Source organism: Blastococcus sp. SYSU D00813 (genome assembly GCF_054050735.1).
Map to the genome: position 1 here is coordinate 95,178 of NZ_JBJGZX010000002.1, position 15,359 is coordinate 110,536.

Annotated in this window: 13 protein-coding genes; 8 read left to right on the top strand and 5 right to left on the bottom strand. The window is 74.5% G+C overall.

Translation table 11 applies throughout. The annotated features are described in order from the left end of the window. Window positions 1-3: 3 nt before the first annotated feature. Genes ACI8AX_RS01870 through ACI8AX_RS01885 form a run of 4 tightly spaced genes read right to left on the bottom strand, consistent with a single transcriptional unit; the run spans window position 4 to window position 5,046 of the window. Complete coding sequence (locus ACI8AX_RS01870) at window positions 4-1,608, bottom strand: polysaccharide biosynthesis tyrosine autokinase (RefSeq protein WP_456548087.1); 1,605 nt, start codon at window positions 1,606-1,608, stop codon at window positions 4-6. Then, the gene (locus ACI8AX_RS01875; protein ID WP_456548088.1) at window positions 1,605-2,936 is read right to left on the bottom strand and encodes a hypothetical protein; all 1,332 of its coding nucleotides are present in this window, start codon (window positions 2,934-2,936) and stop codon (window positions 1,605-1,607) included. The genes ACI8AX_RS01870 and ACI8AX_RS01875 overlap by 4 nt, the downstream gene beginning before the upstream one ends. Next, window positions 2,933-4,081, bottom strand: a complete 1,149-nt coding sequence (locus ACI8AX_RS01880; RefSeq protein ID WP_456548089.1) for a hypothetical protein — start codon at window positions 4,079-4,081, stop codon at window positions 2,933-2,935. The genes ACI8AX_RS01875 and ACI8AX_RS01880 overlap by 4 nt, the downstream gene beginning before the upstream one ends. Continuing rightward, a complete protein-coding gene (locus ACI8AX_RS01885; RefSeq protein WP_456548090.1) occupies window positions 4,081-5,046 on the bottom strand; it encodes a glycosyltransferase family 2 protein in 966 nt (321 codons plus the stop codon). Before ACI8AX_RS01885 ends, ACI8AX_RS01880 begins: the two co-directional genes overlap by 1 nt. Before the next feature lie 230 nt (window positions 5,047-5,276). Here ACI8AX_RS01885 and ACI8AX_RS01890 point away from each other — a divergent pair, with 230 nt between their 5' ends. From ACI8AX_RS01890 to galE, 8 genes are all read left to right on the top strand, one after another. Further along, the gene (locus tag ACI8AX_RS01890; RefSeq protein ID WP_456548091.1) at window positions 5,277-6,377 is read left to right on the top strand and encodes a glycosyltransferase; all 1,101 of its coding nucleotides are present in this window, start codon (window positions 5,277-5,279) and stop codon (window positions 6,375-6,377) included. Window positions 6,378-6,726: 349 nt separating this feature from the next. Continuing rightward, on the top strand, window positions 6,727-7,977 hold the full coding sequence (locus ACI8AX_RS01895; RefSeq protein WP_456548092.1) for a class I SAM-dependent methyltransferase: 1,251 nt from the start codon (window positions 6,727-6,729) through the stop codon (window positions 7,975-7,977). After that, window positions 7,974-8,819 (top strand): sugar phosphate nucleotidyltransferase, encoded by an 846-nt coding sequence (locus tag ACI8AX_RS01900; protein ID WP_456548093.1) that lies wholly within the window; start codon window positions 7,974-7,976, stop codon window positions 8,817-8,819. The genes ACI8AX_RS01895 and ACI8AX_RS01900 overlap by 4 nt, the downstream gene beginning before the upstream one ends. Window positions 8,820-8,822: 3 nt before the next feature. After that, window positions 8,823-9,464 carry a PIG-L deacetylase family protein gene (locus tag ACI8AX_RS01905; protein ID WP_456548094.1) on the top strand — a complete coding sequence of 214 codons (642 nt, stop codon included), beginning with the start codon at window positions 8,823-8,825 and terminating at the stop codon, window positions 9,462-9,464. Next, complete coding sequence (locus tag ACI8AX_RS01910) at window positions 9,461-10,804, top strand: glutamate-1-semialdehyde 2,1-aminomutase (protein ID WP_456548095.1); 1,344 nt, start codon at window positions 9,461-9,463, stop codon at window positions 10,802-10,804. The genes ACI8AX_RS01905 and ACI8AX_RS01910 overlap by 4 nt, the downstream gene beginning before the upstream one ends. Before the next feature lie 28 nt (window positions 10,805-10,832). After that, on the top strand, window positions 10,833-11,855 hold the full coding sequence (locus ACI8AX_RS01915; RefSeq protein ID WP_456548096.1) for an NAD-dependent epimerase/dehydratase family protein: 1,023 nt from the start codon (window positions 10,833-10,835) through the stop codon (window positions 11,853-11,855). Further along, on the top strand, window positions 11,852-13,174 hold the full coding sequence (locus ACI8AX_RS01920; RefSeq protein ID WP_456548097.1) for a DUF4910 domain-containing protein: 1,323 nt from the start codon (window positions 11,852-11,854) through the stop codon (window positions 13,172-13,174). The genes ACI8AX_RS01915 and ACI8AX_RS01920 overlap by 4 nt, the downstream gene beginning before the upstream one ends. A 77-nt stretch (window positions 13,175-13,251) precedes the next feature. Then, the gene (galE, locus tag ACI8AX_RS01925) at window positions 13,252-14,223 is read left to right on the top strand and encodes a UDP-glucose 4-epimerase GalE (RefSeq protein WP_456548098.1); all 972 of its coding nucleotides are present in this window, start codon (window positions 13,252-13,254) and stop codon (window positions 14,221-14,223) included. Here galE and ACI8AX_RS01930 read toward each other — a convergent pair whose 3' ends face one another. Then, window positions 14,224-15,306 carry a putative glycoside hydrolase gene (locus tag ACI8AX_RS01930; protein ID WP_456548099.1) on the bottom strand — a complete coding sequence of 361 codons (1,083 nt, stop codon included), beginning with the start codon at window positions 15,304-15,306 and terminating at the stop codon, window positions 14,224-14,226. It lies immediately after the preceding gene. Window positions 15,307-15,359 lie beyond the last annotated feature (53 nt).

Below are 15,359 nucleotides of genomic sequence, written 5' to 3' on the forward strand. Positions count from 1 at the left end.
CGGTCAGCTCGCGCGCCGCTTGCGCGACGGGGGCCCGCCGCGGCGGTCCTGCTTGTGGGAGTCGGGGATGGGGGAGACCTCACCCATCCGGTCCGACGGCGGCTTGCCGGCCGGCGGCCCGGTGGGCTCGGGGCCGGCGACCGCCCGGCCGGGATCGACAGGGGCATCGGCGGCGGGCCGGCGGGTGGCCGGCGCGGCCACGGTGCCGGTGCCGGCGCCGGCGGCCAGGTCGGCCGGCGTGATCCGGCGGCGCGGCACGCGGGTGAGCACCGCGCCGAGCACGGGCGCGGAGACCGAGCGCAGGTAGGCGGCGGCCGCTTGTGCGTCGGGACCCCTCGTCCGGCGCCACCGGCCGACCAGCACCACGCCGTCGGCGAGCCTCGCCAGGCTCGCGGCGTCGGCCACGGACAGGACGGGCGAGGAGTCGACGACCACGTAGTCGTAGCGGGTCCGCAGGTCGGCCAGCGCCTCCTGGGCCCGGCGCGAGGCGAGCAGCTCGTTCGAGCGCGCGGTGGGGGCGCCGCCGGGGATCACGTCCACGTACTCGGGCTCCCAGCGCAGCGTCGCCTGCCGGAGGGTGGCCGCGCCGGAGAGCACCTCGCCCAGGCCGGGTGCGTCGCCCCGGTCGAGGCCGAGCACGTCGGTCACCCGGGGGTGGCGCAGGTCGCCGTCCACCAGCACGACGCGGGCGCCCACCGCCGCCAGGAAGGCCGCGAGGTTGCACGCGGTGGTGGTGCGCCCCTCCCCGCGGCGGGCGCTGGCGACCACGAGCACGCCCCCCGCAGGTCCCGGCTGGGCCGCCTGGAGGGCGGTGCGGATCCTGCGGTAGGCCTCCACGCGCGGGTGGGGTCGCCGTGCGTCGGCGCTCTCGGCGGTGAGGGCCACCGGGTGCTCCGCGGCCTTCCGGTCGGCGGGCACCGCGCCCAGCACCGGTGCGCCCACGGCCTCGGCGAGCTGCCGCGCCGACCGCAGCCGGGTGTCCAGGGCGTGCCGGGCGACCGCGGCGGTGACGCCGACCAGCAGGCCGACGGCCAGCCCGATCAGCAGGTTCAGCAGCAGCGACGGGCTGGTCGGCGAGTCCGGCAGGTCGGCCGGCTGCAGGACGTCGGCGACGACCGCGACCGGCGGGGCCGGGGCTGCTTCCTCCCCCTCGGCGGGGGCGGGACCGGTCTCGAGCTCGGCCACGAGCGCCACGAAGGAGTCCGACACCGCCTGCGCGACGTCCCGCGCCCGCTCGGCGGTGTCGCCGGTGGCGGTGAGGGTGAGGACGACGCTCTCGGGCTCGACCCCGGCGGCGACGGAGTCGGCGACCTCGGCGCCGGTGATTCCCCCGCCCAGCTGCTCGGCGGCGTCGGCGGCGACCCGGGGCCCGGTGAGCAGCTCGGCGAAGGAGGCCGCCCGCTCTGCCGGCAGCTGCGCGGTCAGGAACGGGTCGCCGGCGCCCTCCTCCGACGTGACCTCCGACGAGAGGTAGAACGTGACCGTCGAGGTGTACGACTTCGGCATCAGCGACGTGACGACCGCGGCGAGGCCGAGGCAGGCCAGCACGCAGAGGGCGATGATGAGCTTCCGCTCCCTCACCAGCGCGATGTAGTCACGAGCGTTCACGGCGCCCTCCCGGACGGTGTCGTGGAACGGCGGGTGGTCGGCACGAGCGGCTCCATGTCGGCCCCCCGCAGCAGGAGGGCCAGCGCCACGACGGCGTAGGCCCAGGTCGAGTCCTTGGGCGGCTGGGAGAGCAGCAGCGTGAGGAAGACGGAGACGACGACGGCGTGGCTGAAGCGCGCCGGGCCGCGGAGCAGCGCCGCCGGCAGCAGCAGCGCCAGGGTGACGAGGACGACGAACGGCAGCCCGCTCACCGAGATGTCGGAGATGAGGTTGATGCCGGCCTGCGCCACCTCGGGCGCCCCGCCCAGCGGCCGCTCGGTGAGCGCGCGCAGGCCGGCCTCGGTGGCCACCTGCCGCTCGTCGAGGGAGACGACGTTCTGCGTCGACTTCGCGGCCAGGCCCAGCACCGGCGCCGCCACGGCCAGCCAGATGGCGCCGCCCAGGGCGGCCAGCCCGAACAGCTGGCGCAGGTACCCGCCGAGGGTGATCCCGGTGCCCCGGTCGCGCAGGAACGCGTGGTACGCCCAGGCGACTACGAACACGCCGAAGCCGGCCGTCGAGATGCAGCCGACCAGGCCGGCGAGCAGCGTCGCCTTCAGCCGGCGACTGCGCCAGCCCACCATGTCGGTCAGGAAGTAGGCGACGGCGCAGTACATCGCCATCCACCCCGGCTCGCGGCCCAGGCCGGTGAAGCGGGGGAACTCGATGCCGAGGACGGCCTGGGTGCCGAGCGTGGGCGTCAGCGGGAAGAACAGCGGCTCGGGATCCGGCGAGGCCCCGGCCGGGATCGTCGTGAGGACGCCCGACCCGACCCCGGCGACGAGCCAGAGGACGGCGGTGACGACGTAGGAGGCGCACAGGGCGACCACGACGAACACGAACGCCCGGCCCACGGCCAGCCGCGCGCGCGGCTCGGCGCAGACGACCACCACGGCGAGGACGGCGCCGACGGTCAGGAACGCGCCCTGCAGCGCGGTGCGCCCCATCCCGGCGGGCTCCATGACGGCCGCCTGGACCAGGAGCCACAGGTAGGCCAGCCCGAGGAGGACCACGAGCACGACGGCCGGGCCGATCCCTCCGGGGCCGGCCGGGCGGCGGGTCCCGGCCGCGGCGCGGAGGGCCACGGCCAGCGCCGCGGCCAGCACCAGCAGCCCCGCGCCGGCGAACGAGGCGAACTCGCCGAAGAGGTTGGGCCGCACCAGCGGCATGGCGAGCACGACCAGCGCCACCGGGACGAGGTACGCCGCGCGCCCGCCGGCCACCCGCCGCCAGGCCGGCGGTGCGGAGGGGCGGGGGACCGCCGGGGCCAGGACGCCGCTCGACGTCATCGCCGGCCCAGCAGCGCGTCGGTGAAGCGCGTCGTCCCGATGCGGCCGGCCGCCGCGTCGACGGCCGCGGCCAGGGCGGTGGAGCCGGTGCGCACGCGGCGCAGGGCCGCCGCCACGTCGTCCGGGTCGAGGGCGGTGGTCACCCCGGTGCCGGTCGCGTCGACCACCCGGGCCAGCCAGCCGCCGGTGGGCACCAGCGACGGCGTCCCCCGCACGCAGGCCTCGGCGAGGATCCCGCTGGGGGAGTCGTTGTCGTGCAGGACCGCCACGACGTCCACCGCGGCCAGCGCGCCGGCCAGCTCGTCGGCGTCGAGGAGGCGGTCGACGACGACCAGGCGCCCGGCGGCCCGCAGGGCGGCCACGTCGGCGTCGGCGTCGACGAACGCGCGCACCTCGGGGGCCAGCCGCCCGCCGACGACGAGCACCGCGTCGTCGGTCCGCGACACCGCCTCGACCAGCAGCGGCAGGTTCTTGCGCGGCGTGACGACGCCGAAGACGCCCACGAGCACCGAGTCCGGCGACGCCGCGGGGAGCCACCCGGGCCGGGCCGGGGTGCCCGGCGCCGGCGGCGCCACCGGGTCCTCGACCGGGCGGACGCCGGGGTAGCCGCTGCGCCGCCGGACGACGCCGAGCGCGTCGGTGAGGAAGTGCAGCCGGACCCGCCGGGAGAGCCGCAGCAGCTGCACGAGCAGGGGCTTGACCAGCGCGACCGACGTGAACGGCTCCGGCCCGCGCACGGCCTGGGTGCGCATGAGCAGCAGCCGGACCTCGGTGCGGGCGCGGGGACGGCGGACCAGGTGGCGCAGCAGGGGGACGACGTAGTCGTCGCCCTCGGGCACGACCAGCGCCGGGATGCCGCGTTCGCGGGCGACCGCGAGCGCCGACGCCAGCGCGGCGCCGGGGGTGGCGGTGTCGTCGAGCACCACGGTCGCCTCGGCGAGGGCCGGCGCCACCAGCGCGTGGTCCTCCGAGCGGACCGCCCGGTCGGTGGTCAGCACGACGCACCGGCCCGGACCCGCGGCCCGGACCAGGTGGGCGAGGTAGTGCAGGCGGTGTCCCTCGGGCTCCACCTCGAGGACCGCGACGTCGGCGACGGGACTGCCGGGCGACGGGGAGATCGCGGCGTGCCGGGGGGAGGAGGTCACTAGGCCGCGCCCTTGCCGAGCTTCAGGAGCCGCCCCGCGGCGCGGCTGAGCGGGCTGGCGGTCGGGCCGGCCGCGGCGAACAGCATGTGGTGGCGCACCCGGGTGACCGGCGCGCGCAGGGCGCTGAAGAACCGGTCCCGCGGCCGGACGACGCCGGCGTTGTCCCGGATCAGCGAGGCGACGAACCGCCGCTGCGTCGCGATCGCCTCGCCGCCGAGGTCGCGGGAGTTGGAACCGGAGTGCACCCGGAACCCGGCGAGGCTCTCCGGGATGCCGTAGTAGTCGCCGTGCTCGAGCAGCCGCACCCAGGCGGCCACGTCGATGATGAAGAAGTCCTCGTCGACCGGGAAGCCGCCGGCGGCCTCGAACGCCGTCCGGCGGAACATCACGTTGTTGACGCTGCCCACGGGGATGCCCCCGTGCCGCACCAGCCGGCGGACGATCGTGGCGCGGTCCTGGCGGCCGACGAGGTCGCGGGTGCGCAGCGTGCGGTCGCGGGAGACAACCTGGCCCTCGCCGTCGACCAGGTCGTGCCGGCAGGTGACCAGGGCCAGCCCGGGATCGGCCTGCAGGACGCCGACCTGCCGCTCCAGGCAGGCCGGGCGCAGCAGGTCGTCGGCGCACAGGACCTTGACCAGCGGCGCCCGGGAGAGGGCGACGACCGTGTTGAAGTTGTCGGTCGGCGGGATGGTCTCCGCGTTCTGCACGACGCGGATCCGGGGGTCGTCGAACGACCGCGCGATCTCGGCCGACCGGTCGGGGCTGGCGTTGTCGAGGACGACGAGCTCGAAGTCGCCGAAGGTCTGGTCGAGGACGCTCTGGATCGTCGCCCCGATGAACTCCTCCTTGCGGTACAGCGGGATGCACACCGAGACCGCGGGCACGGGTGGGTCGGCCGGCGCCGGCGCGTCCTGCACGCCGGTGCCGCTGCTGGTCCATCGTTCGCCGGCACGTCCGTCGGCCATCGAGCGCGGCCCTCCCGAGGCTGGGGGCGATCCGTTCGGGTGCTGTGGTGACGGAGCCGTCCACCACGAGGACGTCACGATACGTGACTCTGCGCAGTGCGCCAGGGGTCTGCGCGCCGCCCCGTGTGGGCGTTTGCGCACTACGGGGAGTTAGATGGCGCGCGACCTCATCGCTGGGAGTGACCGGGCGCCCGCCGGTTGCCCCCGGCCGTCTTCCCGGGGAGCGGTGCATGAAGATCGCGTGGCTGACCGACACCCAGGCCCCGTACCGCGAACCGATGTGGCGCGAGCTGAGCGACCTGGCCGACCTGGACGTGTCCTTCTACTTCCGCGAGGAGGAGGTCCGCCACTGGGTCTGGCGGGAGACGCCGGACTACCGGTCGGCCGTCGTCGGCTCCTGGAAGCTGCCGCTGCCCGGTCCGGTGGCCCGTCGGCTCGACGAGCCCGCGGCCGTGCTCCGGCCCGGGGTGGCGCGCAGGCTCCTGCGCGGCGCCGACGTGCTGGTCTTCCAGGAGTGGTGGCAGCCCGCGCACCTGTGGCCGGCGCTGCTGGCCCGGCTGCGCGGCATCCCCTACGTCCTCTACGCCGAGAGCACGCTGCAGAGCCGCCAGTTCTCCGGCGGCCCCGCGGCCTGGCTGCGCTCGTTCGTCTTCCGCCACGCCGGCGCGGTCGTCGTCCCCGGGCCGGCGGCGGCCGAGGCGGCGGTGACCGACGGCGCGGCCCGGGACCGGGTCGTCGAGACGGTCAACAGCATCGACCTGGGGCAGTTCGACCGCCGCGTGCGGGAGCTGCGGGCGGGCGGGCCGCCGGACGCCGTGCACCGGTTTGTCTACGTGGGTCAGCTGATCGAGCGCAAGAACGTGGCGACGCTGATCCGGGCGTTCGCGACGCTGGGGGACGGCGCGACGCTGGACGTCGCCGGGGACGGCGTGGAGATGGCCGCGCTGCAGGAGCTGGCGGGCTCCCTCGGGGTGGCCGACCGGGTGACCTTCCACGGCTTCCTCGACGAGTCCGGCGTGGTCGCGCTGCTCGCCCGGACGCACACCCTCGTGCTGCCCAGCACCGAGGAGGTCTTCGGCTTCACCGCGCTGGAGGCGTACGTGGCCGGGCTGCAGGTGGTGGTGTCGTCGGTCGCCGGCATCGCGCCGAACCTGCGCGACAAGAAGGGCACCTGGCTCGTCGAGCCGACGGTGGCGGCCGTGGCGCGGGCGATGGCGGAGGCCCGCGACGACTGGGCCGGGTGGGCCGAGGACGTCGACGTCGAGTTCGCCTCGCCGCGGCGGGCGGCGCAGGACGTCGTCCACGCGGCGGAGATCGCTCGCCGTCGGTGACGGCCGGAGCGCCGTCCGTGCGGGCGGAGCGCCGTCCGCGCGGCGGGTGGGCCGGCCGGGAGGGCGGCGGCGCTCACCATCCGTCACCGTCGTGACCGGCGACGTTCACCGAGCAGTGACCTGACCAGCACGTTCGGTCAGCAGGGCCGTCACCGGCTGAGCACGCACGGTGGTGGCACGCCCGGCGGAGCGATCATCGCGGCCGATCCCCTGTCCCACTTCCGTCTCATCCCTAGCGTGACCCAGGGTCACGGAGGATGTTCAGTCGAAGGGGTGAGGGCGTGCGCGCACACCGCGAGTCCACGCGACCGGCACGGAGCCGGTCCGACGCGACCAGGAGGTCCTGCGCATGAGCGCCCCCCGGTGCCGGCTCTGTTCGGCCGAGCTGACCCACACCTTCGTCGACCTGGGCATGTCCCCGCCCTGCGAGAGCTACCTGACCGCCGACCAGCTCGACACCGGCGAGACGTTCTACCCGCTGCACGTGCGGATCTGCGCGCAGTGCCTGCTCGTGCAGCTGCCGGCCTACATCGACGCCGGCGACATCTTCAGCCACTACGCCTACTTCTCCTCCTACAGCGACTCGTGGGTCGCGCACGCCAAGGCCTACGTCGAGGACGCCGCCGACCGCCTGTCGCTCGGGCCGGACTCCTTCGTCGTCGAGGTGGCGAGCAACGACGGCTACCTGCTGCAGCACGTCGTCCACCGGGGGATCCGGGCGCTGGGCATCGAGCCGGCGGCCAACGTGGCCGAGGCCGCCGTCGAGAAGGGCGTGCCGACCGAGGTGGCCTTCCTCGGCGAGGAGACCGGCCGGGACGTGGCGACCCGGCACGGTGCCGCCGACCTCGTCGTCGCCAACAACGTCTTCGCGCACGTGCCCGACATCGTCGACTTCGCCAAGGGCCTGCGCGCCCTGGTCGCCGACGGCGGCACCGTCACGATCGAGATCCCGCACCTCATGCGGCTGATCGAGGGCAACGAGTACGACACGATCTACCACGAGCACTTCTCGTACCTGTCGCTGCTGACCACGCAGCGGGTGCTCGCCGAGGCCGGCCTGGCCGTCTACGACGTCGAGGAGCTGCCCACCCACGGCGGGTCGCTGCGCACCTGGTCGATGCCGGCCGAGCAGGCCCCGCCGCCCAGCGACGCCGTCGCCGCGGTGCTGGCCGCCGAGGAGGCCGCCGGGCTGCACACCCTCGAGGGCCACGCCGGCTTCGCCGAGGCGGTGGCCACGGTCCGCAACGACCTCGTCGAGTTCCTCGTGGAGCGCTCGCGCCGCGGCGAGTCCGTCGTCGCCTACGGCGCCCCCGGCAAGGGCAACACGCTGCTCAACCACTGCGGCATCCGCGGTGACCTGATCGCCTTCGCCGTCGACCGCAACCCGTTCAAGCACGGGAAGTTCCTGCCCGGCACGCACATCCCGATCCACGCGCCGGAGGCCCTGGACGCGGCGCGGCCGGACCACGTCCTGATCATGCCCTGGAACCTCCGGGACGAGATCGCCGCGCAGCTCGCCCACGTCCGCGACTGGGGCGGGCAGCTGGTGGTGGCGCTGCCCCGCCTGGAGGTCGTCGAGCCGCGGGGGGTGCAGCGGTGAAGGTCGTCATCTTCTGCGGCGGGCTGGGCATGCGGATCCGCACCGGCCCGGAGTCGCTGCCCAAGCCGATGATGCCGATCGGCAGCCGGCCGGTGCTGTGGCACGTGATGCGCTACTACGCGCACTTCGGGCACACCGAGTTCATCCTCTGCCTGGGCTACGGCGCGGAGGCGGTGAAGAACTACTTTCTCGACTACCGGGAGACCAGCTCCAACGACTTCGTCCTCACCAAGGGCGGCCAGCACGTGCAGATGCTGGCCACCGACATCAGCGACTGGACGATCACCTTCGTCGACACCGGCATCTCGACCGCGATCGGGGAGCGGCTGCGCCGGGTGCGCCCGTACCTGGAGGACGACGAGGTGTTCCTGGCCAATTACGGCGACGTGCTCACCGACGCCCCGATGAACGAGCTCATCGCCGAGTTCGAGGGCAAGGACGCCGTCGCCAACCTGCTCGCCGTCAAGCCGCAGGACTCCTTCCACGTCGTGGAGATCGCCGGCGGCGAGCGGGTCACCGGCCTGACCCCGGTCGCGGACATGTCCATGCGGATCAACGGCGGCTACTTCATCCTGCGGCAGGGCATCTTCGACTACCTCGAGGAGGGCGACGACCTCGTCATGGACGGGTTCGTCCGCGCCGCCGCCGACGGCCGGCTCTGCGCCACCCCCTACGACGGGTTCTGGGCGCCGATGGACACCCTCAAGGAGCGCACGGCGCTGGAGGAGCAGTACCGCAGCGGGGCCAGCCCGTGGGCGGTGTGGCGCGACGTGCCGGTGGAGCCGGGCAAGCCGGTCATCCCCGTGGTGATGCCCGAGCCCACCCTCGCCGACGGCAAGTAGCCCGTGCTCGACCTGCTGCCCCCGGCCGGCCGCCTCGACGTCCTGTGCATCGGCGCCCACCCCGACGACATCGAGATCGGCTGCGGCGGGACGCTCCTGGGCCTGGCCCGCCGGCCGGAGACGACGGTCAGCGGGCTGGTCCTCACCGGCACGCCCGACCGGCGCAAGGAGGCCGAGGCCGCGCTGCCGGAGTTCTTCCCCGGCGCGTCGGTGCGCGTGCTGGACCTGCCCGACGGCCGCCTGCCCGCGCACTGGGACGCCGTCAAGGACGCGCTCGAGGAGACCGCCGCCGAGCACCGCCCGCACCTGGTGCTGGCGCCGCGGACCGACGACGCGCACCAGGACCACCGCCTGATCGGCGAGCTGGTCACCACGGTCTGGCGGGACGCGCTGGTGCTGCACTACGAGATCCCCAAGTGGGACGGCGACGCGCGCTCGCCGAGCGCCTACGTCCGGGTGACCGAGGACGACGCCCGCCGCAAGGTCGAGCTGCTGCACCGCTCCTTCCCCTCCCAGCTGGGCCGCGACTGGTGGGACGACGAGACCTTCCTCGGGCTCCTGCGGCTGCGCGGGATGGAGAGCCGGACCCGCTACGCCGAGGGCTTCGTGCCGGCCAAGCTGCTGCTGAGGCTGGACGCCCGATGACCGACCGGATCTTCGCCGGGTCGACGGCGGTGCAGGCCCGCCTGCACGAGCTCGTGCCGGGCGGGGCGCACACCTACGCCCGCGGCTCGGACCAGTACCCCGAGGACATGGCGCCGGTCATCGCTCGCGGGCAGGGCGCGCACGTGCAGGACGTCGACGGCAACTGGTACGTCGAGTACGGCATGGGCCTGCGGTCGGTGACCCTCGGCCACGCGTACGAGCCGGTCGTCGAGGCGGTGGCCGAGGCCGCCCGCTCGGGGGTCAGCTTCAGCCGGCCCTCGGTGTGGGAGCTGCGGGCCGCCGAGGAGTTCCTCGCCCAGGTGCCCGGCGCGGACATGGTCAAGTTCGCCAAGAACGGCTCCGACGCCACGACCGCGGCGGTGAAGCTGGCGCGGACCGCCACCGGCCGCGACCTGGTCGCCGTCTGCCGGACGCACCCGTTCTTCTCCACCGACGACTGGTTCATCGGCACCACCGGGATGTCCGCCGGCATCCCGCAGGCGCACCGCGACCTCACGGTCGGTTTCGACTACGACGACCTGGCCTCGGTGGAGGCGCTGCTCGCCGAGCACCCCGGCCGGATCGCCTGCGTGCTGCTGGAGGCCGCCACCGCGCTGGCCGAGCCGGCGCCGGGCTTCCTCGAGGGGCTGCGGGCGCTGGCCGACCGCGACGGGTTCGTCCTCGTCTTCGACGAGATGATCACCGGGATGCGCTGGTCGCGGCATGGGGCGCAGGGCGTGTACGGCGTCACCCCCGACCTCTCGGCGTGGGGCAAGGCGCTGGGCAACGGCTTCGCCGTCTCCGCGCTGGCCGGGAAGCGCGAGCTCATGGAGCTCGGCGGCCTGCGCACCGACGCCGAGCGCACCTTCCTCCTCTCCACCACGCACGGCCCCGAGACGACCGGCCTGGCCGCCTACCTGGCGGTGGCGCAGGCCTACCGGGAGCGCGACGTCGTCGCGGTCATGGAGGAGCGGGGCCGGCGGCTGGCCGAGGGGGCGAACGCGGCGGCGGCCGCCGCCGGGATCGCCGACTCCTTCACCGTGGTGGGGCGCCCGTCCTGCCTCGTCTTCGTCACCCGCGACCACCTCGGCCGGCCCTCGCAGGAGTTCCGGACGCTGTTCCTGCAGGAGATGCTGCAGCGCGGCGTCCTCGGCCAGTCGTTCGTCATCTCCGCCGCCCACACCGACGACGACGTCGACCGCACCGTCGAGGCGGTCGGCGAGGCGCTGACCGTGTACACCAAGGCCCTGCACGCCGGCTCGACCGACGGCCTGCTGCGGGGCCGCCCCGTGGCGCCGGCGCTGCGGCCGTTCGCGGCACCCCGCCGCATCCCGACCTGACCCTGCACCGACCCGGAGTGAGTGCCCCATGCGTGTTCTGGTGAACGGCGACCGCGGCTACATCGGCGCGGTGCTCGTGCCCGCCCTGCTCGAGGCCGGGCACGAGGTCGAGGGCCTCGACGCCGGCTGGTACGACGGCTGCGACTTCGGCGAGCAGCCGCGGGGTTACGTCTCCCGCACCGGCGACATCCGCGACGTCGTCCCCGCCGACCTGGAGGGCTTCGACGCGGTGGTGCACCTAGCGGCCATCTCCAACGACCCGGTCGGGCACCTCAACCCCGACGCCACCTACTCGGTCAACGCCCACGGCGCGACGCACGTGGCCCGGGCCGCCAAGGCGGCCGGCGTGCCGCGGTTCCTCTTCTCCTCCTCCTGCTCGCTGTACGGCGCCGCGGGCGACGCCCCGGTCAGCGAGGAGAGCGCGTTCAACCCGGTCACGCCCTACGGCGAGAGCAAGGTGATGGCCGAGCGGGACATCGGCGCGCTGGCCGACGACGGCTTCAGCCCCACGTACCTGCGCAACGCGACCGCGTACGGCTCCTCGCCGCGGCTGCGCGCCGACATCGTGGTCAACAACCTGACGGGGACGGCGTTCACCCGCGGCGAGGTGCGGCTGCAGAGCGACGGCAGCCCGTGGCGGCCGCTGGTGCACGTGCAGGACATCTCGCGGGCGTTCCTGGCGGTGCTCGAGGCGCCGCGGGAGGTCGTCCACGACCAGGCCTTCAACGTCGGCCGGGACGAGGACGTCGTGCAGGTGCGCGACATCGCCAACTCCGTGGCCGAGGTGATGGGCGCGCCGGTGACCTTCGCCGAGGGCGCGAGCGCCGACAAGCGCGACTACAAGGTCGACTTCACGAAGATCTCCACGCAGCTGCCGGGGTTCCGGCCGGGGTGGACGGTGCTCGACGGCATCAAGGAGCTCGCCGTCGACATGGACCGGATCGGGCTGAGCGCCGAGGACTTCGAGGGTGAGCGGTACGTGCGGCTGCACCGGGTCAACCGGCTCCGGGCGGAGGGCCGGCTGGACGACCTGCTGCGCACGAGGTCGTGAGCCTCGCGCGGGTCGTCGACGCCCTGCGGTCCGGCGAGCGGGACCTCGCCGGGCTCGGGGAGTCGATGCACGCGGCGATGGCCCGGCTGTACCCGATCTGCCGCAGCATCACCGGCGACGGCGTGCGGGCGACGCTCGACGTGCTCGCCGAGTCGCTGCCGCTGCAGCGGCACGGCGTCGCGTCGGGCACGCAGGCGTTCGACTGGACGATCAACGACGAGTGGAACGTCCGCGACGCCTACATCGCCGACGCGAGCGGGCGGCGGGTCGTCGACTTCCGGGAGCACAACCTGCACCTGGTCGGCTACAGCGTGCCGGTCCGCGCCACCATGACGCTGAGCGAGCTGCGCCCGCACCTGCACACGCTGCCGGACCGGCCCGACTGGATCCCGTACCGCACCACCTATTACAGCCGCGACTGGGGCTTCTGCCTCACCGACCGGCAGCTGCAGGCGATGGACGAGGGGCCGTACGAGGTCGTCGTCGACACCACCATCGGGCCCGGGGAGCTGACCTACGGCGAGCTGGTGATCCCGGGGGAGACCGCCGAGGAGGTGATGGTCACCGCGCACGTGTGCCACCCGTCGCTGGCCAACGACAACCTCGCCGGGATCGCCGTCGCCACAGAGGTCGCCCGCACGCTGATGGCGCTGCCGTCGCGCCGGTACACGTACCGGTTCCTCTTCGCGCCCGGGACGATCGGCTCGATCACCTGGCTCAGCCGCAACCCCGACGTCCTGCCGCGGCTGCGGCACGGGCTGGTGGTCACCGGGCTGGGCGGGCCGGGTCCGCTGGTCTACAAGCGCACGCGACGGGGGGACCGGGACGTGGACCGCGCCGCCTCCCACGTCGTGACGCGGCGCGGCGGGGAGGTGCGCGGCTACTCGCCGTACGGCTACGACGAGCGGCAGTTCAACGCGATCGGCTTCGACCTGCCCTTCGGCCGGCTGTCGCGCACGCCGCACGGGGAGTACCCCGAGTACCACACCTCCGCCGACGACCTGGGGTTCGTGCAGCCGGCGGAGCTGGCCGACGCCCACCTCGCCGTGCTCGAGGTCCTCGACGTCCTGGAGCACGACGAGCGGTACGAGAACCTCAGCCCGTACGGCGAGCCCCAGCTGGGCAAGCGGGGCCTCTACCCGACCACCGGCGGCAAGGCGGCGACCGACGCGGTGATGGCGATGCTGTGGGTGCTCGCCTACTCCGACGGGGCGACGTCGCTGCTCGACGTCGCGTCGGTGTCGGGCACGGACTTCGCGGGGCTGCGTGCCGCCGCGGCGGACCTCGAGGCGGCCGGCCTGCTGGCCCGCAAGCCGTAGCCCGGCCCCCGGCCGGGGTGTGCAGGGTCTCCGCCGGACGCGACCGCCGGGCGTCTCCGCCGCACTACCGTCGGGGCATGACCTGGCTCGTCACCGGCGGAGCCGGGTACATCGGGGCGCACGTCGTCCGCGCCATGCGCGAGGCGGGCGAGGAGGTCGCGGTCCTCGACGACCTCTCCACCGGTGACCCGGCGCGCATCCCCGGCACCCCGCTGGTCGCCGGGAGCGTCCTGGACCGCCACCTCGTCGCCGGCGCCCTGCGCGAGCACGCCGTCCGGGGCATCGTGCACCTCGCGGCGAAGAAGCAGGTCGAGGAGTCGGTCCGCCGTCCGCTGCACTACTACCGGGAGAACGTCGAGGGCCTGCGGGTGCTCCTGGAGGCGGCGTCGGAGGCCGGCGTCGGGTCCTTCGTCTTCTCCTCCAGCGCCGCCGTGTACGGCGCACCCGACGTCGACCTGGTCCACGAGGACGTCGACTGCCGGCCGGTGAACCCCTACGGGACGACGAAGCTGGTCGGCGAGTGGATGGTGGCCGACACCGCCCGCGCGACCGGGCTGCGGTACGCCAGCCTGCGCTACTTCAACGTCGCCGGGACGGCGGCGCCGGAGCTCACCGACCGGGGTGTGTCCAACCTCGTGCCGATGGTCTTCCAGCAGCTGGACCGCCGGCGGCCGCCGAGGATCTTCGGCGACGACTACGACACCCCCGACGGCACGTGCATCCGCGACTTCGTGCACGTCGCCGACATCGCCTCCGCGCACGTCGCGGCCGCGCGGGCGCTGGGCTCCGGCTCGGTGACCGCCATGACCGCGAACGTCGGCCGCGGCGAGGGCGTGTCGGTGCGCGAGATGGTCGGGGTCGTCCGCGCGGTCAGCGGGACGGCGGACCAGGAGTGGGCCGAGCCGGTCGTCGAGCCGCGCCGCGCGGGCGACCCGCCGCGGGTGGTCGCCTCGGCCGACCGGCTGGCCACCGAGCTCGGGTGGCAGGCCCGGTACGGCGTCGAGGAGATGGTCGCCTCGGCGTGGGAGGGCTGGACCCGCCGGCGCTGATCAGCCCCGGCGCGTGTAGAGCACGCCCTCGTGCGGCTGCAGCTTCACCTTGGCCGGCGCCGGGTCGCCGTCGACCGTGCGCAGGCCGGACGGGACGGTGAAGGAGACCGAGCGGCGGGGGTTGTCGTTGAGGTTCACCGCCGCCCAGCCGTCGGCGAACTCCCGCCAGAAGCCGTTGCCGCGCTGCTGCGGGCCGGCCAGCGGCGCCCCGAGGTCCCAGTTCAGCTGGGGCACGAACGGCGTCCCGCTGTAGCCGTCGTGGTCGGTGGCGGAGAAGTACGCCTGCTCCTCGCCGCCGAAGACCCACAGCGCGGCCAGCCCGTACAGGAAGTTGGGGTGGTCGTCGCGGCCGTCGGTGGCGATCCGCATGACGCTGATCCCGGGGCCGCGCAGCTCCTCCATCTGGGCCAGGGCGCTGACCGGGTCGAGGTGGTCCTGCGGCCCCCAGGCCAGCCAGACCTCCTCGAAGCCGCCGCCCCACGCCGCGTGCCGCGCCCACCGGCCCGGGTCCCGGCGGGACTCGGCGATGTTCGGCACGAGCAGCTTGCCGATCCCGGCCAGCCGCTCGCCGGCCTCGGGCACGAAGACGTCCATGGCCGCGCGGATGTCGGCCATCCCGCGGCCGCCCTCGATCGGCGGACGCAGGCCGTAGTAGTCGTCGAAGACGTCGTTGTCGGCCATGACGCCGTCCCAGCGGGTGCCGTCCAGGAAGTCGGCGACGTTGTCGACCCAGCGCTCCCGGTACTCGGGGTCCCACACGGCCATCTGCCAGTGCCCCGGGTAGGTGGCCCACTGGATCCGGCTGCCGTCCTCGCGGTGGCCGAACCACTCCTCGCCGGCCTCCTCGGCCTCCTCGAGGCTGACGCCCGACGTGAAGATCGGCCCCGACTCGAAGTCGCGGACCGAGGACAGGCACTTGTAGGCGAGCACGGTCATGTCCGGACGACGGTCCTTCAGCCAGCCGACCGCCTCGGTCTCCCACGGCTGCAGGATCGCGACCTGGTAGTTCTCGGCCGCGAACTCCAGCTGCTGCTCGGACAGGGCGTCCTGGTACCTGATCCAGGCGCCACGGCGGGTGACCACGGGTCGAGCCTGCCAGACCTCCGCCGTCCGCTCCCGGGCCGCCGGGCACATCA